Source organism: Nocardiopsis rhodophaea (assembly GCF_039530945.1).
GTDB classification, from domain to species: Bacteria; Actinomycetota; Actinomycetes; order Streptosporangiales; family Streptosporangiaceae; genus Nocardiopsis_C; species Nocardiopsis_C rhodophaea.
The window spans coordinates 213,594-233,097 of sequence record NZ_BAAAPC010000009.1 but is presented as its reverse complement, the minus strand read 5'-3'; the positions used below and the strand labels follow the sequence as shown (position 1 = coordinate 233,097).

The window sequence follows — 19,504 nt, the reverse complement described above, 5'->3', positions numbered from 1 at the left end:
ACCACGATCTTGGACGCCCTTCGCCCACGTCCGGGTCTCCTTGCCCGATCACGAGGCCGCCGCCCTGCCCTCGGCTACTCAGGGCTTGCGGACGACTACGACGTTTCAAGGAATCACTCGTCTAGGCCTCGATCATGTGGGCGAACCCGTCGAGGAGAGCGCTTAGGCCCAGTTCGAAGATGGTGTCCAGGTCGAGGTCGTATCCCTCGGAGAGCTCAGCCAGAGCCCGGGACAACGCCGGGTACTCGTTCGCGGACGCGAGCGCCTCCAGCGCGGGGGTCTGGACGACCGACCACTCCTGGCTCGACAGCCCCGTCGCCTCCTCTGCCTGGGCCTGCCGCTCCAGGTGGACCGCCAGTCCCTGCACGAAGCTGTAGAGGACGACATTGATGTTGACCCTGGTCACCACGGGCAGGTGGTGGTTCTCCAGCGCGCTGAGGACCTGCTCGGTATGGGAGAACAGGTGGGGCAGGGCCTCCGGACGGCGCAGCGGGTTGATGTGGGCGAGCCAGGGGTGCCGCTGGTGGGCGCCCCATATGCTCCGGGCGTACTGCTCCAGGCGGGGCCGCCACCCGGTGGGGGCGTCATGGGGGTAGGTCTCCTCGCCGAACGCCGCGTCGGCCATCAGCAGCATCAGGTCGTCCTTGCTGTTGACGTAGCGGTAGGGCGTCATAGCGGCGACACCGAGCCGGGAGGCGACTCCGCGCATTGACAGCGCGGACAGTCCCTCGGCGTCGGCGATCTCCATGGCGACGCCGACAACGCGCTCTCGCGACAGCTCCCTGTCGGGGCCGCCGTCCCCATCGCCCTCGACGGGACGCCCCGGGACCACGCCGTCCCGAGGCGCCCGAGCCGCCGCCGGAGAATCCGCCCGCCCGGCCGGCCGGGCCACCAGCGTGCCGACCCGCGGGATCGCCTCGACGGTTCCGTCGTGCCGCAGCGACGACAGCGCCTTGGCGGCCGTGGCGAGTGCCACCCCCCACTCCGCGGCGAGGCGCCGGGTGGAGGGCAAGCGCTGGCCCGGCGCCAGTTCGCCGTCGGCGATGCGCCGACGGATGTCAGCCGCGATGCGCTGGTAGGGCGGCTCCGGTCCTACGTTCACCCCATGGCTTCCTGTTCTAGTACAGAAGGCAACTGAATGGACGATCTGATCTGCTGGCACTGCCATCGTAAAACACCGGTCTGTTCTGGTGAACGACTTCGTTAACTCCTTTGAGTCGAATCGGGATACGCTGTACATTCGAGGGCGCATACGGCGTATCGGACAGTGCCTACAGGAGTTGTGTCATGCCCACAGCACTTATATCCGGGGCAGGTATCGCCGGCTTGACCCTGGCCCACTGGCTGCGCCGACACGGGTTCACCCCGACCGTGGTCGAGCGCGCCCCCGCACCACGCCCAGGCGGGCAGGCCATCGACATCCGCGGCACCGCGCTGACGGTCGTCGAGCGGATGGGGCTCCTGGAGGCGGCCCGTGGCGCCCGCACCCGCTTCGCCGGCCAGTCCGTCCTCGACGCCGACGGCAACGAGGTCGAGCGCTCCACCGAGATGACCTACACCGGGGGGTGGTTTAACAACGACGACATCGAGATTATGCGCGACGACCTCGCCCACCTCCTCCACGAAAAGGCACGGGACGGCGTCGTGTACCGCTTCGGCGACTCTGTTTCCGCCCTAACCGACACCGGCTCGGGCGTCCGCGTGGAATTCGAGCGCGGTGAGCCGAGCACGTTCGACCTCGTGCTGGGGGCCGACGGTCTGCACTCCACCGTCCGGCGGCTGGCCTTCGGCGAGGAGCACCGCTTCCTCCGCCCCATGGGCGCCTTCGCGGGCATCTTCAGCACCGAGAACTTCCTGGACCTGCACGACTGGCAGATCTGGTACATGAACCTGCCCGAGGCCGCCTACGGCCTCTACCCCACACGCGACAACACCCGCCTCCGCGTGATGATGGGCTTCGAGGACGAACCGTTCGACTACGACTACCGCGACACCCACGCGCAGAAACGCATCCTCGCCCACCGCTTCGCCACCATGGACTGGGAGACCCCGCGGCTTTTGAAAGCCATGTGGGACGCCGACGACTTCTTCTTCGACTCCATGGCCCAGATCCGCATGGACACCTGGTCCAGCGGCCGGACGGCCCTCGTCGGCGACGCCGCCCACTGCCCCTCCCCGCAGTCGGGCCAGGGAAGCAGCCTTGCCCTGGTGGGCGCCTACATCCTCGCCGACGAGCTGGGTCGGGCCCCGGACGACCACCGCACCGCCTTCGCCCGCTACGAGGAACGCATGCGCCCGTTCGTCGAGCTCAACCAGGAACTCGCCTTCCCCGACGAATCCGCGACAACGGAAACCGAGAACACCGCACGCGTCGAGCGCGTCAAGAGCGCGATTGACCTGGACGACTGACCGCGGCCCAGCCGTGCGGGAATAGCCGCGCCGGAGTCGGGGTTGCCGGGTGACATGAAATTCGGCATCTCCACATTCGTCACGGACGACGGTATCCGCCCCGACGCGTTGGGCACAGCCCTGGAGGAACGGGGATTCGAGTCGCTTTTTCTGGCGGAGCACTCGCACATTCCCAGCGGAACAACGGCACCCGACGGAACAGAACTCGGCCGCGTGTACTACCGCACGCTCGACCCGTTTATCGCTCTCACGGCCGCCGCCTCCGCGACAAAAAACCTGGTGCTCGGTACCGGCATCGCACTGCTGATCCAGCGCGATGTCATCCACACAGCCAAGGAGGCCGCCACCCTCGACCTCCTCTCCGGCGGGCGCGTGATCCTCGCCGTCGGCGTCGGTTGGAACAAGAAGGAGATGCGCAACCACGGCACCGATCCCCGTACGCGCGGACGCCTGCTGGACGAGCAGATCGCCGCTCTGAAGGCGATCTGGACCCGGGACGAGGCCGAGTTCCATGGCGACCACGTCGACTTCGACCCGATCCACATGTGGCCGAAACCCGTCCAGCGGCCGCACCCGCCCGTCTACATCGGCGGCCAGAGCAGCGCCGCCCTGGCCCGGCTGGCCACCCAGGGCGACGGCTGGTTCCCGGTGCACGCCACGCCCGACGAGATCGCCCAGGTACGCGAATCACTGGCCGCACAGGGCCGCACCGGCGTCACCCTCAACGCCCCCGCCGATCAGGGCGATCTCGCCACCCTGGGCAAGTTCGCCGAGGCCGGAGCCGACCGCGCGACCTTCCACCTCGACACCCTGCCGGAGTCCGCCACCCTGCGGAAACTCGACGAGCTCGCCGCCGTGACCGAGCGATTCCGGAACTGAGAAGGGCGTCCCAGCGGTGCGCTCACGGGCTCGGCTCCGTCGGCGGAGGCCCCTTGAGTTCGTGGAAGCCGGGCGTCGCCGCCACGACGAGGGCGGCGTCCCACAGGCGTCCCGCCGGTTCTCCGGTGGGAACCTCGGAGATGACCGGGCCGAAGAACGCCACACGCTCGCCGTCTGCGCCTGTGGCCGCGACGATCGGGGTGCCGACGTGCTCACCGACGAGGCTGACGCCCTCGGCGTGGGAGGCGCGCAGCGCGTCGTCGTACTCCTCCGACGTTCCCACCCGGGCCAGTTCGCGGGGAAGGGCGGCGTCGGCCAAGGCCTGGTCGACGCCGCCGATCCAGTCACCGTCTCCGTGCTCCCGGCCGCCCACAGGGCGGTGTAGAACCGTCCCAGCGCCGCGTGCCCGTACCGTTCCTGGACCGCCGCGCAGATCCGCGCGGGGATCCACAGATACCCCTCCGGATCGCCTTCCGGGTCGTCGTCGCGGCCTTCGTTGAGCACCGACAGGCTCATGACGTGCCAGCGGACATCGACGGGGCGGACCCGCGCCACCGCCACCAGCCATCGGGCGGTCAATCGGCTGTATGGACAGGACGGGTCCAACCAGATGTCGGCGGTGCACGAACGCGTCATCGGCCGAGGCTATCGGACGTCCGTCGCGCCGTTTCGTACGCGGCCACGGGAATGCATGTGGCGACATAAGGTGATCTATTGGTCGGTGTCCGCAGGGAAAGTCCGACCGAAGCCCAATCGAGAACCGAGAAAAGTGAGCGTTTCCTGTGACCTTCCCTCCTCAGGGCGGTAATGGCCCGCAGCCCCATCCTGAACAGCCGCGGCCTCCGCAGGGTCCGCCCCATCCACCCCAGGCGCCCGTCCCACCCGCGTACGGGATGCCCCCGACCGGTGGTCCGCCTCCGGGAGGTGGGACGTCGAAGACACCGCTGATCGTGGCGATCATGGTCGCCGGTGTGCTGGCGGTGGCGCTGGTCGCCGTGCTCGCCGTGGTGGCACTGGGCACCGGAAGCGACCACGGGACCGCGGGCGGCACGGCAGCACAGGAGGAGGCCGCCGACGGATCGGCTCCGGAACACGGGAAGGCCGGGGGGAACAACGGCGACGGTCCGGAGCGCCTCCAGGAGGACGGCAGTGTGGTGCTGGCGGAGCAGGGGGCCAACGCGCCCGTCGTGGAGGTCTACGCGGACTTCCAGTGCCCGGCCTGTAAGCAGTTCGAGGCCGCGTCCGGCGACACCCTCCGGCGTCTGGCAACGGACGGCGAGGCGATCGTGCACTACCGGCCGGTGAGCATCTTCTCCCAGCAGCCCGCCCCTCTCAGCAGCAACTCGCTGCGGGCGGCCGCGGCGGCCCGGGCGGCGGCCGACTACGGCAAGTTCGCGGAGTTCAGCGAAGTGCTCTTCGAGAACCAGCCGACCGAGGGCGAATCCGGGTTCTCCGTACGGGACCTCAGCGCGTGGGGTGAGGACGTTGGAATCGACGACCCGGCCTTCGCCGACCGGGTCAAGGACGAGGACGAGATCGTCGCCACCTATGTCGACGACTACACCCCACGGCTGACGCGCGAGGCGCAGGACAAGCTGGGAGCCGCAAAGCTCTCCACCATGACCGTGGGCGACCTGATCGCGTGGGGCGACGACAACGGCGTGGACAGCTCCTTCCTCGACGGAACCTATGTCGGCGAGGTGCTCACCGCGACGAGCTCCGTCTCCGACCGCTATTCCGGTGATGACGCGTTCACGGGCACGCCGACGGTCTACATCAACGGGAAAAAGGTCGCCCCCGACGACGCGTTCCGGCCGAAGGCGCTGAAGAAGGCCGTTGAGGACGCGTCCCCTGGCGAGGTGAGCACGGGGAACGCATAACCTCGGCCGTGAGGAAAAGGGGTGTTCGGGGCGCCTGTGCCCGCGGGTGCGCTTGTGTCGCCGGACCGCTCTTTGCGCAGCGGGCCAAACGGCCCGTGGCTGCGGCCGTTGGCATCACGGCGGCGGAGCGCGGCGTCCCGTTTTTCCACTCCGATCAGCATGTTTTCTCCACCGCCGAGTCGGAGTTCCGCGTGGGGAAAAACGCGGGTGGTAATGGCACAGGGTGGCCTGTGATCTGCGAATTCTCGGAGGCGGTAGGCGGGATTATCAAAAATCACGGGATAGATGACCTCCCTGTATGCTCCGGTGCATGTGTGACGGCAAAAGGGAGTCGAGCGGGACAGATCCCCACCTGACGCGATGGCCCCCGACCGGCGGTGCCGGATCCGAGGGAGGGAGTGCACCGCCCTTCGCCGACCTGCCACCGCTCGACGGCGAACTGGCCGTCGATCCGCTCTCCCGCGCCGCGGTCGCCGACGACTTCGGTCACCACGTGCGGCACTACCCCCGGGCCGTCCTGCACCCCGGCTCGGTCGACGACATCGAGGCCATGGTGCGCTACTGCCGCGAGCGCCGGATCCCGGTGGCGGCGCGCGGCCAGGGCCACGCCACCAACGGGCAGGCACAGGCCGAAGGCGGTCTCGTGATCGCGATGGGGTCGCTGTGCGGCGTCGAGGTCCGCGGCGACAGTGCCGAGGTCCAGGCCGGCGCGCGCTGGAGCGATGTGCTCGCCGCGACCCTGGCGCACGGGCGCACCCCGCCCGTCCTCACCGACTACCTGGGTCTGTCGGTCGGCGGCACACTGTCGGTCGGTGGCCTCGGCGGCGCCGCGCACCGCTATGGCGCGCAGGTCGACACCGTCCAGGAACTGGAGGTGGTCACCGGTGCGGGCACGCGCGTCGTGTGCTCCCCGGGACGACGGCCCGACCTGTTCCACGCCGTTCTGGGCGGGCTCGGCCAGTGCGCGATCATCACCCGCGCCACCGTGGCCCTGGCCCCTGCCCCGCCCATGGTGCGGCGCTACCAGTTGCCGTATCCCACGGTCGAGTCCCTCACCGCCGACCAGCGGCGGGTCGTGCGCGACGGCCGATTCGACTACCTCGAAGGCAACGCGGAACCGGCACCCGACGGTGCTCCGGGCTGGCGCTACACGCTGGAGGCGGCGGCGTACCACGACGGCGGGACCACGCCCGACGACGACGCTCTCCTCGGCGACCTCTCCTTCGAGCGCGGTGCCGAGGAGATCGAGGACACGCCCTACCACGACTTCGCCGACCGGGTCGCCCCGGGCGTCGACTACCTCAAGTCGACCGGCGAGTGGTACGACCCGCACCCGTGGCTGAACCTGCTCCTCCCCGATACCGCCGCCGACGGCTTCGCCGCGTCCGTGATGGAGCGCCTCACCCCCGCCGATATCGGGCCCAGCGGCGTCGTGCTCATCTACCCGATCCCTCGCGTGTCGCTGAGCACACCTCTGCCGAAGGTGCCCGACGCACCTCTGGTGTTCCTGTTCGCGCTGCTCAAGACCGCGACCCCTGGCCCCCGCGTGCCTGACACCCGCGCGATGATCGCTGCCAACCGGTCAACGTACGAGCTGGCGCGCGGACTGGGCGCGGTCCGCTACCCGGTCGGCAGCGTCCCGATGGACCGCGGCGATTGGGAGGCGCATTTCGGCGACCAGTGGCCGGTATTCGCCGCTGCCAAGCGTACGTGTGACCCCGCGGGCATTCTCGCGCCCGGCCAGGGGATCTTTCCCTGACGATCACCGCCAGCCGCGCCGTACGCACAGCCCGGCCTCAGCGCCGCGCGTCTCCCAGGAGCTTCTTTTGGATCTTGCCCATGGCGTTGCGCGGTAGCGCGTCGACCACCCGCACCTCGCGTGGGCGCTTGTGCGCCGAGAGCCGCCCGGCCACGAAGTCGATGACCTCGTGGGCTCGGATGTTCTCGCCGACGAGGTAGGCCACGATCCGCTGGCCGAGATCGTCATCGGCCTCGCCCACCACCGCCGCCTCGCGCACCGCGGGGTGGTCGAGCAGAACAGCCTCGATCTCGCCCGCCCCGATGCGGTAGCCGCCGCTCTTGATCAGGTCGGTTGACATCCGTCCCACAATGCGGTGCCAGCCGTCCGCGTCGAGGACCGCGGCGTCGCCCGTGCGGAACCACCCGTCCTCCGTCCACCCGGCCGCGGTCGCTTTTGGCAGGCCGAGGTACCCGTCGAACAGCGTCGTTCCGCGGACCTGCAGCTCGCCCGTGGTCTCGCCGTCCGCCGGAACCGCCTCCCCGTGCTCGCCGCGCAGCCGTGACTCCACGCCGTCCAGTGCCGTACCGACCCACCCCGTGCGCCGCGGCGCGTCGGCTCGGGCGGCGAGCGTGATCAGGGTTTCGGTCATCCCATATCGCTCAACCGGAGCGAGCCCAATCGAGGCCGCAAGGCCGTGCGCCACCGCATCGGGCAGCGGCGCGCTGCCCGACACCAGCAGCCGCGCCCCGGCCAGCGCCCGCATGCTGTCGGGATCCCCCGTGATGCGCGACCACACCGTGGGCACGCCGAAGAACAGGGTGCCCCCGGCCCGCGCCGCGGCGGCGTAGGCAACGGGCGTGGGCCGCACCGTGTGGATCAGCGGGCTGCCCACGCGCAGCGGCCCCAGCACACCGAGGACGAGCCCGTGGACGTGGAACATCGGCAGACCGTGCACCAGCACGTCATCGGGGGCCCACGCCCACGCGTCGGCCAGCGCGTCGAGGTCGGCGGCCAGGGCCCGCCGCGAGATGACGGCCCCCTTGGGTGGGCCGGTGGTCCCGGACGTGTACATGATCAGCGCGGTGGACTCCGGCGCGGGCTCGGGCATGGAGACTGAGGAGCGGGCGGCGGGATCAGCGGGGACGACCGGCAGGTCCACGTCCTCCCGCGGCGCCCCCACCCACAGCGCGGCCCCGGAGTCGCGCAGGATATGCCGCCGCTCTTCCGCCCCGGAATCGGCCGGGACCGGTACCACCGGTACGCCGGCCGTCAGACCGCCGAGGACCGCGACGATCGTCGACAGGTGCGCGTCGCCGTGCACTGCCACCGCCGGAGCACCGGCCACACGTTCGGCCACGGCCGCGGCGGCCGACCGCAGCTCCTCGCGATCCATCGCGTCGTCGCCGACCCGCACCGCGGGGACATCGGTCCGCACGGCGGCCCCCGTATCCAGCAGCATTGCCCTCCCCATTCTTCTCCCGTGCGAGCGGCACGACGCGGGTGCGACGGCATGGTCACGCTAGCTCACGGGGCGCCGGTGGTCCCGTCAGGGGCGGGGGCAGGGTGGCCGCGGCGGTCAGGCGCGGGGCGCGGCCTCCTCGGCCCCGAAGAGGTGATCGAGGTGGTAGCGCAGGACGGCTTGCGCCGCCTCCGGTGTGCGTTGTCCGACCAGGACGCTGGTGCCCAGCCCGTGGTTGACGGCGGTTAGGCGGGCAGCCTCGTGGTCGGGGTCGAGGCCCGCGGGCAGTTCGCCGGTGGCCTGGGCCTTGCGCAGCACGTCCGCGAGCTGCCGTTCGAGTCGGTTGGGCCCATCGATGAACGGCTGTTCGGCCAGTGGCTCGTCGGTCATCGCCAGGACCGCGTAGGAGGTCCACACGAGATGGAAGACGCGGCTGCGCTCGTCGGACGGCAGGGCCTCAGCGAGGAAGGCCTCCACATAGTCGCGCGCTGTGTGTGGGCTCGGCAGCTCGGCCAGCCGTGCCGCCCACCGCTCGTTGCTCGCGCGTTCCAGGTGGAGCAGTGCCGAGTGCATCAGCTGCGCCTTGCTCTCGAAGTAGTACTGCACGAGCCGCAGGGAGACGCCCGCTTCGGCGGCCACGGACCGCATCGTGACGGCGTGGAGTCCCTCGCGCCCGGCGACGCGGACCAGTCCCTCGGCGATCTGCGCGCGGCGCTGGTCGTGATCGGCGGTTTTGGGCACGGGATCATCCTCTCGTACGGGCGGGCCCGCTGTTCATGGTATTGGCGCACCATTATGGTACCTGTGTACCAGAATGGTGCGGGGGAGCGTCGGTCCGGCGCGAGCGCACAGCGCACAGCGCACAGCGTGGAGGGCGTTTGTCCCGGCGCCGACGACAGCAGGAGGGATCCACGCCATGACCGAACGCAAGCCTCCGGGCGTCAGCTTCGAATCGTGGGTCGACCGGCAGATCCGCGAAGCGGCGGACCGCGGCGACTTCGACAACCTGCCGGGCGCCGGCAAGCCCATCCCCGACCTCGACAAGCCCTACGACGAGAACTGGTGGGTCAAGAAGAAGCTGCGTGAGGAGAACGTCTCCCTCCTGCCGCCAGCCCTCGCTCTGCGCAAGGAGGCTGAGGACGCGCTCGCCGCGGTCCGGGAGGCGAGGACCGAGGCTCGGGCGCGCAGAATCGTCGAGGACATCAACGAAAAGATCCGCGACGCTCTCAAGCGGCCTCTCCCCGGGCCGCCCCTCCACCTGATGCCCTACGACGTCGAGCGCGTCATCGACGAGTGGCGCGAGCGGCACACCGGCGACTGACGATCAGCGATCGGAGGGACGGGCGAAACCGGCATAGCGCGAAGGCCCAGCGGCACTCTTTGCCCCGCACACGCCCCGTCCCTACAGCGCGCCGCTCAGGACGTACCCGAAGGCGTCTGCGGCTTGCAGCTGAAGCAGTTCATCCGGAAGACCTCTTTGCCGTTGACCGTCCCGCGGTACGTCCCGGGCAGGCCGGCGTCACCCGGTTCCTGCTGGGACAGCCGGTAGCGATCGATCATGCCGGTGAAGTGCGCCTCCGCCTCGGCGTGCGTCAGCCCGCTGCACTCCACCACCAGATCGGTGGGCTGCTTGATGTCCGGCTGGCATTCGAGCTTCCCCTGGATGGGGTGGCCCTTCCGGGCGAAGGCGTCCTGGGCCTCCTGGCGCAGCAGAGCCGCCGAGAGTTCACCGGTGACCCGCTTGAATTCCCCCAGCTCCGAGGCGCACCCAGCGAGCAGCGCGCCGGTGATAAGCGCGGACAGCACGGCGGATGTGGTTCGACGTCCCATTGACAGATCTCCGATCCCGGCCATGTCTCGGACGTGCTTCCTATGACGGTTCTCTACCGAAACTATTACTTAGAGTAAACACACTGTGATTCTAAGTAACGGAAAGAATGTGTAAGGACTCCGCATGGCCGCGGGTGAGCCCCGTTGCGCGTCCGCTGGCCCGGCCCGGCTCCCGTGTCTTTTCCCCCGTCCCACATTCGGCGATTCCCGCCAAAACGGGCATATCGTCCCGCGAGCCTCGACCGAAAGGCGGCGGGCTTCGCGGTTTCGGTTGATCTCCACCGCGTCCCCCACAAGGATGAAGTGATCCGTCCCACCAGTGAGGTCAATGGGGTCGCAGTGGCGCCAACACGCCTTGACACCGCCCTGCCTGCGGGCATCGATGCGCGGGAGTACGCCCGATTGCTGCGCCGCGTCCACGAGGCCACACTGTCGGGGTCGCCCCCGCCCGCGCGGCTGCGACCGGTCATCGAGGAGTCCTGGCGGCGCATGCTCCGCCACCGGATCGACCCCGACCACTGCAGGCCGAGCATGGCGCTGCGGCGCGAGGAGATCCAGCGCCACCGCAACGACTCCCCGCTCTCCGACCTCATGCCCCTCCTGCGCCAATCCCTTGTTCCCGTGGCCGAGGACGCCGGACACGTCATGGTCGTCGCCGATGACAGGGGTCGTGTCCTGTGGCGCGACGGCCCCCGCGAGATCAGTCGCGTCGCCGACGGCGCCGGACTGGTCGTCGGAGCCGCCTGGGACGAGTACTCGGCCGGGACCAACGCCATCGGCACGGCGTTGATGGTCGGCCGCCCCGTCCAGGTCTACTCCGCCGAGCACTACGTGCGCGGCCTGCACTCCCTCACCTGCGCCTGCGCCCCGATCCGCGATCCCCGCGACGGCCGTGTCGCCGGGGTCATCGACGTGACCGGTCCCGCGTCGACCGCACACCCCTCCACCCTCGCCCTGGTCGACGCCGTGGCGCGGTTGGCCGAATCCCGACTGCGTTGCATGCACCACGCGCACCTGGAACGGCTGCGATCGGTCGCCGCCCCCCTCCTGGCGGGCCTCACGGAAAAGGCGCTAGTGGTCGACGACGAGGGATGGACGGCCGCCGTCGCCAACATGGAGCCGGTGCGCCGCGTCCCACTGCCCAAGCGCGCGGAGCGCGACCGTGTCTGGCTGCCGAAACTGGGCGAGTGCCGGATGGAGCCGCTGCCCGGCGGCTGGCTGATCCGCCCGACCGACGCCGAGACCGCACCGGCGATGCGCGCCCGCCTCGACCTCACCGCGCCTTCGGCTGCCTCCATCACCGTCGGCGGCCCCAGCGGGGAGTGGACCCAGCGTCTCACCGCGCGGCACGCCGAACTCCTGTTCCTCCTGGCCCGCCACCCAGAGGGGCGCAGCGCAGCCCAGCTCGCGGCCGACCTCTTCGGAGACGAGGAACGCGTGGTGACGGTCCGCGCCGAAATGTCCCGCCTCCGACGCCACCTCGGAGGGATCGTGGAGAGCCGCCCCTATCGATTCAGCGAGAACGTCGACGTCACCGTGCTCGCGCCGGTGGACCTCATGGCACTCATGCCCGCCTCCGAAGCCCCCGGCATCCGCCGCGCCCGCGCGGACCACGGTCTTGCGTCGACCTGATCCCCCGCGGAAGGGCGGGGGAGCCGCGGGCGTCGCCATCGGCACAGCGTCGGCCGTCAGCCGGGCTGTCCTGTTCCGCAATCACTAGATGACTCTGGGTCAAGTTCATGCAACGTTCTGCAACCTTTGCTGGTTGCTTTCTGATGCGCTGAACTGATTCCACTTCGACGGGGGATCGACTCCGACCACGTCCGCCGGTGGTCCGCGCTTTGGGGGAGCGAGGGTCGACCGCAAGGCGGACCGTCCAGCGGCGGCCCGAGGGTCATGGGGAATACCTCGGGTCGCCGCAACCATAGAAGTCGTCGTGGCGAGGCTCCGCCCCCGAAGGCGGGAACAGGGCACAGGGGAACGTGTCCCCGCTCCTGTCCGCACGGTCGCGGCCGATGGCCCGCCGACGCGTCCTCGCCGCGCGCACCGGTATCCGGTTGGACGGGGCCGGGTAGCGGGGCTGGGTCGGCCGGATCCCGCAGGTGCGCATGTGGATGGTGGTCCGGCCGACGAAGCCGACGCCCTTCGCCCTCGGTATCCCGCCGACGGCGGAGGGCCTGTCCACCCCTGCGCACAGTGGAACGCCGATCTACCGAAGCCGACGCCGCGCGGCAGGCGCGGGCACCGGTTGCCGGATCAGCGAGGGAGAACGCGGGGGATGCGATGCCTACGAAGGTCGTTCCCTAGGGCGCTGCTTCGTGGCGGCGGGGCCGGTGGACCCCCTGGATGCCGATCCAGGCGATCCGGGGTCCCGCCGATCCCGTCGTCGGGGCAGCGGCTCAGGGGAGCTTCTCCGACGACGGATCGAGAGCGCGGCGGACAGCGGACGAGCAGGCGGCAGCACGCGGACGCGCGGACATGGCTGGGCGACCCCGCCCCAGATGGGCGGGGTCAGCCAACGAGTTCGGTGTCCTGGGGGCGCTCCAGGGCGTGCCGCAGGAGGGACATCAGGACACTGCCGCATGACTGGGTGTCGCGCGCGTCGAAGTCGACGATCTGGACATCGGGGCCGACCTCCAGTGCCTCGCGGACCTGGTCGACCGAGTAGTCCAGGTGGCCGTCGAATCTGTTCAGGGCCACGATGTAGGGGATGCGCCGGTTCGTTTCGAAGTAATCCACCGCGTCGAAGCTGTCGGCCAGTCGGCGGCAGTCCACGACCACGACGGCGCCGACGGCCCCCCGCACCAGGTCATCCCACATGAACCAGAAGCGTGACTGCCCGGGCGTACCGAACATGTACAAGATCAGCTCCCGGTCCACGGTGATGCGCCCGAAGTCCATGGCGACCGTGGTGGTCGTCTTGAAGGGGGTGGCTGAAGTGTCGTCGTGCCCCACACTGGCCTCGGTCATGATGGCCTCGGTGGCGACCGGCGGGATTTCGGATACCGAACTGACCAGGGTCGTCTTCCCGGCCCCGAAGCCGCCGGCAATGACGATCTTGGTCGACAGCATCGACCTGTTGTCACTGGAAGAGTCGTTCGAGACCACGTAGAGCCCTCTCGAGAACCTGGTTTTCCGATGGACTGTGACCGGTGATGGTCGGGTGGATGTACACGAGGTCTTGATCGGCGAGGTCGCTCAGCAGCACCTGGGTGACGCCCAGCGGGATCTTCAGCTCCGCCGACAGCTCCGCCACAGACCGTGTCGACCGGCACAACTCGAAGATGTTGCGTGCCTCCGGCATCATCGACGGCGGCGGCTGGGTTCCGGGGTCCGCGATCGACACCAGCGTCTGCACCATGAGCGGATGCCGTGATCTCGTCCGCCCGCCCGTGAAGGTGTAGGGGCGGATGCGGCCGCTCCTTCTCCTGCGATAGCTCATGTGATGGCAACCTCTTCACGCATGGTTTGGACGGACGGCCTGGGCTAGTTGCCGACCACTTCGCGGAGTTCGGAACGCAATTGGGGGGTGAGCACGTGGGCGGCGCTTTCCACGAGCAACGTCATTTGGTAGGCGACGATGCGCATTTCGGCATCGGGGGAGGTGAGCACGGCCAGTGAGGAGCCGTCGCTGATTGCCATCACGAAGAGGTGACCGCGCTGCATGCGCACGATGAGCTGTTCGCAGTTGCCCCGGGAGAATATCCGGGCGGCGTTATGTGCGAGGCTGTGCAGGCCGGTGGCGATAGCCGCGAGCTGCTCGGCGTGTTCCATCGGGAAAGCGTCCGACGCTGTCAGCAGGAGTCCGTCAGAGGAGACCACGATGGCGTGCTCGACTCCCGGAACCTCTTCGACGAAGTTGGAGACGAGCCAGGCGAAGCTCTCCGCATTCTCACTCAGCTGGCGATTCATTTCGAGAAACCCTTTTCTCTACTAGGGACCGGAGGGGGTAGGGCATGCGCCCATTTCACAGGTCACGGATCGTGTTCAGGGATCGTTCTGGCTTGAGGCCGCCTGCTCGCCCTGGACGAAGCCGTCGAGGTCGGCGCTGATCCGCGCGGCCCTCTCCGATGAGTCCGTGGGGGTGTGTGGTGCTGCGTCCGTGGCCGTTGCTGGCATGTCCATCCCCTCGGCGATCCGCTGAGCGGTCTGGGAGCGGTTGGCGGTGCGCCGGGGCAGCCCGGCCGAGGTCACTGGCGACCGGTCGCCGTCGCTCTGCGGGGCGTGGCGACCCGTGGGCGACGCCGGGGGAGCGCTCGGCGACACCAGGGCGGGCATGGACGGCCGTGGCTCCTGTGTGGGGGCGCCGTACGGGGAGGACGCGCGCAGCAGGTCGGTCGGCACGATGACGAAGGCGCTGATGCCGCGGAACGCCCGCGATTCCAGCTGCACCTCGAAGCCGTGCTGCTGTGCCAGCAGGCTCACCACGTACAGGCCCATGTGCCGAATGACCTGCTCGTCCAGCACGGGCTTGCCGTTGAGCCGGTAGTTGAGGTCGGCGATCTGCTCCCTGGAGATGCCGATGCCCTCGTCCTCCACGGCCAGCAGGACGCGGCCGTCGGACATGCGCTGCCCGCTGATGACCACCTGGGCGTGGGCCGGCGACTTCGCCGTGGCGTTGTCCAGAAGTTCCGCCAGGAGATGGCTGAGGTCGTCGGCGGCAGAGCCGGCCAGAGCGGTCGACGGCAGGCGGCCCACCTGGACCCGGTCGTAGTCGCTGATTTCGGAGATGGCCGCGCGGGCCACGTCGAGGAGCGGGACGGGGTCGGTGCGCGGGTCGTCGATCTCCTGCCCGGCGAGGACCAGGAGGTTCTCGCCGTTGCGGCGCATCCGGGTGGCGAGGTTGTCGATCTTGAACAACCGCTCCAGCAGGTCAGGGTCGTCGCTGGTCTCCTCCAGATCCTCCACGACGGCCAGCAGGGAGTCGATGAGCGTGAGGTCGCGCATCGCGAGGTTGGCCAGGGTGTCGGTCATCAGCCGGGCCTGTCGCGCCGCCGCGGCGTCGATGGCCGTCTGCTCCGGCACAGGGACGCTTTCGTACGCGGCGACCTGGGTCGCCTGACCCTCCGGGGCCGCCGACTCCGCAACCTCCGTCCCCCGCCCGGCATCCCCAACACGTTCGCCCTCGGGTGTAGACGCCGCCGACGGAACCTCCGTTCCGGGGGGCGAGGTTGGCGGGGGCGGCGCCGGGGGCGCACCGGTTCTGGGAGCCGTGCCCTGGTCGGCCGGTGGAGCGGGTGGGGGCTGCGGCGTAGGGGCGGAGGGCGCCGATCCCCCGAGCCATGACAGGAAGCGGCGTAGCCGCCCCTTGCGGGCCTCACCTTTTCTCCTCACCTCCTGGCGTCCCTCCTTCCCCGGCGGTTGTGTTCGGGGCTGGTCGTCGCGACCGGCCGATGACGGCACCTCTGCCACGGCGCATCTCCTCACTCAGGGCTGTCCGCTCAGGGCGGTCTGCTGACTCGCCGCTCCGTGGGCGGTCTGTCGTTCTTCGACGTCCTCGCTGCCGCGAATGACAATCCGGTCAAAAAGCATCATCGCGGCGTTGGCTGGTCTTATGGGGTCACATGGTTGATTTTGGACAAAACAAATAGAGAGGGCACTGAAAAGCGCCCGTCGGGGTGCGGTCGAGGGCATCGGCACACGCCGATGCGGGGTCTCCGCGTTGGCGGGGAAATGGCTCAGGGGGATTTCGCACCCAGGTGCGCCGAATGACCGGATATCCGGAATTCAACTACCTGGCATTCCAGCCGGAGGTGGACCGACCGGGTGGCTGACGTGTTCTCGCCGCCCCGCCGTTTAACGGCCGAGAACGATGATGCGCGCCTCCACATGTCTGGTCGGCCCGTGCGGCGCCGACACCGAACCCGGAGGTCCTTCCCCCGTTGGGCCGGGGATGTTCGATCCCGTCACCGCAACACCTAACGTCATAGAATGCACAAATCCTCAGGGCGCGAGACGTGGCCTCCGAAGAGACCGACGGCCGCGCGAAAGTACCGGTTGTTCTGCGCCTGCTGTTCTGCGTGGCTCAGAACAGTACCCCCGCATCAGGGGCGCGCTCAGGCGTTTCCGTATATTTCCGGGGTCGATTTGCCAGTCCGTCCGAGATTCATTCCGGGGCGCCCTCATGACCTGCTATGACGATTGTGTGCGAGGCCAGGGGGAGGAATCGCCGCGGTTACCGTGGAGCCGTAACCGCGGCCGGACGGGGCGCGTCGCTATTCCGCCGTGGTGACGAAGGTGTCGCCCTTGGCCGCCCGCACGTCGTCGGGGCCGCGGACCTCGATGACCGGGACGAACTTGCCCGCGGGGTTGCCGTTGCCCTCCTGCGTGAAGCTCAGCGTGCCGCTCGCGCCCGGGACCGGGCGCGCGGTGTGGAGGAGGAGTAGCGCGTCATACACGTCCATCGGCCGCAGCCCCTCCCCCTCAACCGGCTCGGCGAAGCGGACCGCCGAGACGGCTGTGGCCATCGCGTCATGGTGCATGATCGCGTAGCCATCGTTCAGGGCGTCGGAGCCACGGCCGATGAATCTCGTGTAGGCGGAGAGGAAGGCGGGGAAGTACTCGGGGGCGCCATCCGGATTCTTCGACCAGTCCGGATCGGTGGCCGACGCGTAGACGAGGGTGATCTTGCCCTGCTTCAGCTTCTCCAAGGCCTCCTCGTCCTCCAATATGGACAGGCCCGTCACCGAATCTCTCGGAGGATGGCCCGGCCTTTAGGCCGGGGAGGAATCCGGTTCCCCGCGCAGCGGTACAAGGGAAGCCGAACCGCCCCCCGGGCGGTCCGGCGCCCACCCCGAGCAGCCTCGGTATCTCATCTGTCGTACTCCTTCGCTAGATTGGCGGACATGCCCACCCAGCAGACGGAACAGGACACCGGTTCGGCCCGGTACACCTACCGTCTGCGCCTGTCGGCAACCGCGCACCGTGCCCTCCTCAAGGAGTGGGGTCGTTGCCGTTGGGTGTGGAACCAATGCGTTGCCGAGTCCAAGCAGGCGCACGCCTACAACCGGACCCGTCCCGAGGGTGCAGACCAGCGGACCTGCGGACCGGGTCAGCTCGACAAGATGCTGACCGGGTGGCGCTTGGGCAAGAAGTGGCTGCGCAAAGGCGCGTCCGTTCCCCAACAGCAGATCATCCGGGACTTCGCCCGCTCCCGCGCCAAAGCACAGAAGGACATCAAGGCCCGGGTGCCCGTCCGGCAGCGCGCGGGCCTGCCCCGGTTCAAGAAGAAGGCCCGTGCCGACCCGACGCTGAACTACACGCGGCGCGGATTCCGGTTGAAGGACGGCCGGTTGCACCTGGCCGGGGGCATCGTGGTTCGGGTGGTGTGGTCGCGCGACCTTCCGGGCGATCCGTCCAGCGTGCGCGTGTACCGCGACAGCTTGGGGCACTGGTATTGCAGCTTCGTGGTCCCCACGCAGGTTGAACCACTTCCCACCACGGGACGTGTGATCGGTATCGACTGGGGTGTGAAGGAAACCGCCACCACCACATCCGATGCCCACGACCTTCCGCACGCCGAGCACGGCAGGAACGCGGCGGCGAAGCTTGCCCGGTATCAGCGGATGATGGCGCGGCGCCGCCAACCCCGGGGGAAATCCCAGACTAGGGGATACCGAAGAGCCCAACGGCAATCGGCCAGACTGCAAAAGAAGGTCGCGCGGCAGCGCACCGACACCGGCCGCAGGTGGGCCAAGGCCGTAGGGGACTTCCCCCCGAGTAGTGGACATATCGGACAATTGAGTCTGAGGAGGAGTCCACACCATGGCCATGAAGGTCTACCCGCCGGAGTTCAAGGCCGACGCCGTCGCCCTGTACCGCTCCCGGCCCGGGGCCACGATCGCCGAGATCGCCGACAGCCTCGGCGTCAACCGCGAGACGCTGCGCTCCTGGATCCGTATCGATGACGGCCGTAAAGACCCGGGGTCCACCGCCCCGGCCGCGCGGGGTCCGGCCAGGGCGCCTGAGGGGCCCGGCCTGGAGCAGGAGAACCGGCGGCTGCGCGCACGCGTCGCCGAGCTGGAGAAAGAGCGGGAGATCCTGCGCAAGGCGGCCGCCTATTTCGCGGGAGAGATGAAGCAGTGAGCCGCTTCTGCTTCGTCGAGGACCACCGCGGCGCTTATGGCGTCAAGCGGCTGTGCCGGGTTTTGGAGGTGTCGCGCTCGGGCTACTACGCCTGGAAGGCGGGAGCGGCGGGGCGCGCGAAGCGCGCGGCCGCCGACGCCGAGCTGACCGCGGCCATCCGCGCCGTCCACGGCGAGGACCCGGCCTGCGGGGCGCCGCGGATCACCGCCGAGCTGCGCGATCAGGGGCACCGGGTCAACCACAAGCGGGTGGAGCGGCTGATGCGCGCCGCCGGGATCCAGGGCGTCCATCTGCGGCGGACGGTACGCACCACCGTTCCCGACCCCTGCGACCAGGTGGTGCCGGACCTGATCGGACGGGACTTCACCGCCGAGGCGCCCAACCGGCGCTATGTCGGCGACATTACCTACCTTCCCTTGGACAGCGGCCGCTTCCTGTACCTGGCCACAGTGGTTGACCTGTACTCGCGCCGCCTGGTGGGCTGGTCGGTGGCCGACCACATGCGCGCTGAGCTGGTCACCGACGCATTGGAGGCGGCCCGGCGCGAGCGCGGTTGCCTGAGGGGTGCAGTGTTCCACTCCGACCACGGCGCCCAGTACACCTCCGCCGCCTTCGCCGCGGCCTGCGAGAAGGCGGGGGTGGCCCGCTCGATGGGCGCGGTCGGCTCCAGCGCGGACAACGCGGCCGCGGAGGCGTTCAACGCCACGCTCAAGCGCGAGACGCTGCACGGGCGGGGGCTGAGGCGGTGGGCGAGCCCGCGGGCGGCCAGGCTGGCGGTGTTCTCCTGGATCGCGCGCTACAACACCAGGCGCCGTCATTCAGCGAACGGGCACCTCAGCCCGCTCGTCTACGAACAGCGGACGGTTAGCCTGGAGCTCGCTGCCTAATCAGAACGTGTCCACCCTTCGGGGGGAATGCCCGGACAAGAACTCCGCGCGGGTGATGCTTGTCCGGGCTGGTCTGGACCCGGATGGTGTTGAGGGTGTGAGACCAGGTCAGGCGCTGCCTGATCTGGCTGCCTGAGCCATGGATCCCCACCTAGGCTATGAAGGCTGGAATCCCCCGCCTTCAAGCGGGGGAGCAGTCAAGGAGAAGGCCACGGTCAGCGGGTCGTTTCGGCACACCCGTACGGAGAGCGAGTCGATGAACTTGTGCAGGTCCTGGGTACGTCCGGCGTAGACGACCATGTCGGGGTCGGCGGTGCAAATTGCTGAGCGTGAT

The 19,504-nt window shown here is 69.3% G+C and carries 17 protein-coding genes and 1 pseudogene; 8 read left to right on the top strand and 10 right to left on the bottom strand.

Annotated features, from left to right (window positions below; translation table 11 throughout):
• Positions 1 to 121: 121 nt before the first annotated feature.
• Positions 122 to 1,102 carry a TetR/AcrR family transcriptional regulator C-terminal domain-containing protein gene (locus ABD259_RS12600; RefSeq protein WP_344108201.1) on the bottom strand — a complete coding sequence of 327 codons (981 nt, stop codon included), beginning with the start codon at positions 1,100 to 1,102 and terminating at the stop codon, positions 122 to 124.
• A gap of 185 nt (positions 1,103 to 1,287) precedes the next feature.
• On the opposite strand from ABD259_RS12600, the gene ABD259_RS12595 reads away from it, so the two are divergent.
• Positions 1,288 to 2,409 (top strand): FAD-dependent monooxygenase, encoded by a 1,122-nt coding sequence (locus ABD259_RS12595; RefSeq protein WP_344162454.1) that lies wholly within the window; start codon positions 1,288 to 1,290, stop codon positions 2,407 to 2,409.
• A gap of 54 nt (positions 2,410 to 2,463) precedes the next feature.
• Positions 2,464 to 3,288 carry an LLM class F420-dependent oxidoreductase gene (locus tag ABD259_RS12590; protein WP_344162451.1) on the top strand — a complete coding sequence of 275 codons (825 nt, stop codon included), beginning with the start codon at positions 2,464 to 2,466 and terminating at the stop codon, positions 3,286 to 3,288.
• Between the two features lie 22 nt (positions 3,289 to 3,310).
• On the opposite strand, the pseudogene ABD259_RS12585 reads toward ABD259_RS12590, so the two are convergent.
• Positions 3,311 to 3,924: pseudogene (locus tag ABD259_RS12585) on the bottom strand (mycothiol-dependent nitroreductase Rv2466c family protein).
• A gap of 323 nt (positions 3,925 to 4,247) precedes the next feature.
• Between ABD259_RS12585 and ABD259_RS12580 the strand changes: the two are divergent.
• Together ABD259_RS12580 and ABD259_RS12575 are read left to right on the top strand one after the other, a co-directional pair.
• The gene (locus ABD259_RS12580; RefSeq protein WP_344162469.1) at positions 4,248 to 5,168 is read left to right on the top strand and encodes a DsbA family protein; all 921 of its coding nucleotides are present in this window, start codon (positions 4,248 to 4,250) and stop codon (positions 5,166 to 5,168) included.
• Between the two features lie 310 nt (positions 5,169 to 5,478).
• The gene (locus ABD259_RS12575) at positions 5,479 to 6,927 is read left to right on the top strand and encodes an FAD-binding protein (protein WP_344162448.1); all 1,449 of its coding nucleotides are present in this window, start codon (positions 5,479 to 5,481) and stop codon (positions 6,925 to 6,927) included.
• A 37-nt stretch (positions 6,928 to 6,964) separates the two neighbouring features.
• On the opposite strand, the gene ABD259_RS12570 is transcribed toward ABD259_RS12575, so the two are convergent.
• Together ABD259_RS12570 and ABD259_RS12565 are read right to left on the bottom strand one after the other, a co-directional pair.
• The gene (locus tag ABD259_RS12570; RefSeq protein WP_344162446.1) at positions 6,965 to 8,368 is read right to left on the bottom strand and encodes an acyl-CoA synthetase; all 1,404 of its coding nucleotides are present in this window, start codon (positions 8,366 to 8,368) and stop codon (positions 6,965 to 6,967) included.
• 117 nt (positions 8,369 to 8,485) lie between these two features.
• Positions 8,486 to 9,109, bottom strand: coding sequence for a TetR/AcrR family transcriptional regulator (locus ABD259_RS12565; RefSeq protein WP_344109445.1), 624 nt, complete (start codon positions 9,107 to 9,109; stop codon positions 8,486 to 8,488).
• 175 nt (positions 9,110 to 9,284) lie between these two features.
• On the opposite strand from ABD259_RS12565, the gene ABD259_RS12560 reads away from it, so the two are divergent.
• Entirely contained in the window at positions 9,285 to 9,689 is a 405-nt protein-coding gene (locus tag ABD259_RS12560) for a DnaJ family domain-containing protein (protein WP_344109447.1), read from the top strand.
• 95 nt (positions 9,690 to 9,784) lie between these two features.
• Here the strand turns inward: ABD259_RS12560 and ABD259_RS12555 are convergent, their stop codons facing one another.
• On the bottom strand, positions 9,785 to 10,198 hold the full coding sequence (locus ABD259_RS12555) for a hypothetical protein (RefSeq protein ID WP_344109449.1): 414 nt from the start codon (positions 10,196 to 10,198) through the stop codon (positions 9,785 to 9,787).
• A gap of 489 nt (positions 10,199 to 10,687) precedes the next feature.
• Between ABD259_RS12555 and ABD259_RS12550 the strand changes: the two genes are divergently transcribed.
• Complete coding sequence (locus tag ABD259_RS12550) at positions 10,688 to 11,830, top strand: helix-turn-helix domain-containing protein (protein WP_425573516.1); 1,143 nt, start codon at positions 10,688 to 10,690, stop codon at positions 11,828 to 11,830.
• Positions 11,831 to 12,709: 879 nt separating this feature from the next.
• On the opposite strand, the gene ABD259_RS12545 is transcribed toward ABD259_RS12550, so the two are convergent.
• From ABD259_RS12545 to ABD259_RS12525, 5 genes are all read right to left on the bottom strand, one after another.
• A complete protein-coding gene (locus tag ABD259_RS12545; RefSeq protein ID WP_344109458.1) occupies positions 12,710 to 13,267 on the bottom strand; it encodes a GTP-binding protein in 558 nt (185 codons plus the stop codon).
• A gap of 13 nt (positions 13,268 to 13,280) precedes the next feature.
• Positions 13,281 to 13,559, bottom strand: coding sequence for a DUF742 domain-containing protein (locus ABD259_RS12540; protein WP_344162444.1), 279 nt, complete (start codon positions 13,557 to 13,559; stop codon positions 13,281 to 13,283).
• 125 nt (positions 13,560 to 13,684) lie between these two features.
• Positions 13,685 to 14,110, bottom strand: a complete 426-nt coding sequence (locus tag ABD259_RS12535) for a roadblock/LC7 domain-containing protein (protein WP_344109450.1) — start codon at positions 14,108 to 14,110, stop codon at positions 13,685 to 13,687.
• Between the two features lie 75 nt (positions 14,111 to 14,185).
• Positions 14,186 to 15,223, bottom strand: coding sequence for a sensor histidine kinase (locus ABD259_RS12530; protein WP_344162441.1), 1,038 nt, complete (start codon positions 15,221 to 15,223; stop codon positions 14,186 to 14,188).
• Positions 15,224 to 16,413: 1,190 nt separating this feature from the next.
• Positions 16,414 to 16,884, bottom strand: coding sequence for a type 1 periplasmic-binding domain-containing protein (locus ABD259_RS12525; RefSeq protein ID WP_344162438.1), 471 nt, complete (start codon positions 16,882 to 16,884; stop codon positions 16,414 to 16,416).
• A 15-nt stretch (positions 16,885 to 16,899) separates the two neighbouring features.
• Here ABD259_RS12525 and ABD259_RS12520 point away from each other — a divergent pair, with 15 nt between their 5' ends.
• Entirely contained in the window at positions 16,900 to 18,105 is a 1,206-nt protein-coding gene (locus ABD259_RS12520) for an RNA-guided endonuclease InsQ/TnpB family protein (RefSeq protein WP_344162436.1), read from the top strand.
• A protein-coding gene (locus ABD259_RS12515; RefSeq protein ID WP_344162463.1) for an IS3 family transposase occupies positions 18,011 to 19,170 on the top strand; the annotation gives its coding sequence in 2 pieces (ribosomal slippage) (positions 18,011 to 18,263 and positions 18,263 to 19,170; 1,161 coding nt in all). The genes ABD259_RS12520 and ABD259_RS12515 overlap by 95 nt, the downstream gene beginning before the upstream one ends.
• Positions 19,171 to 19,504 lie beyond the last annotated feature (334 nt).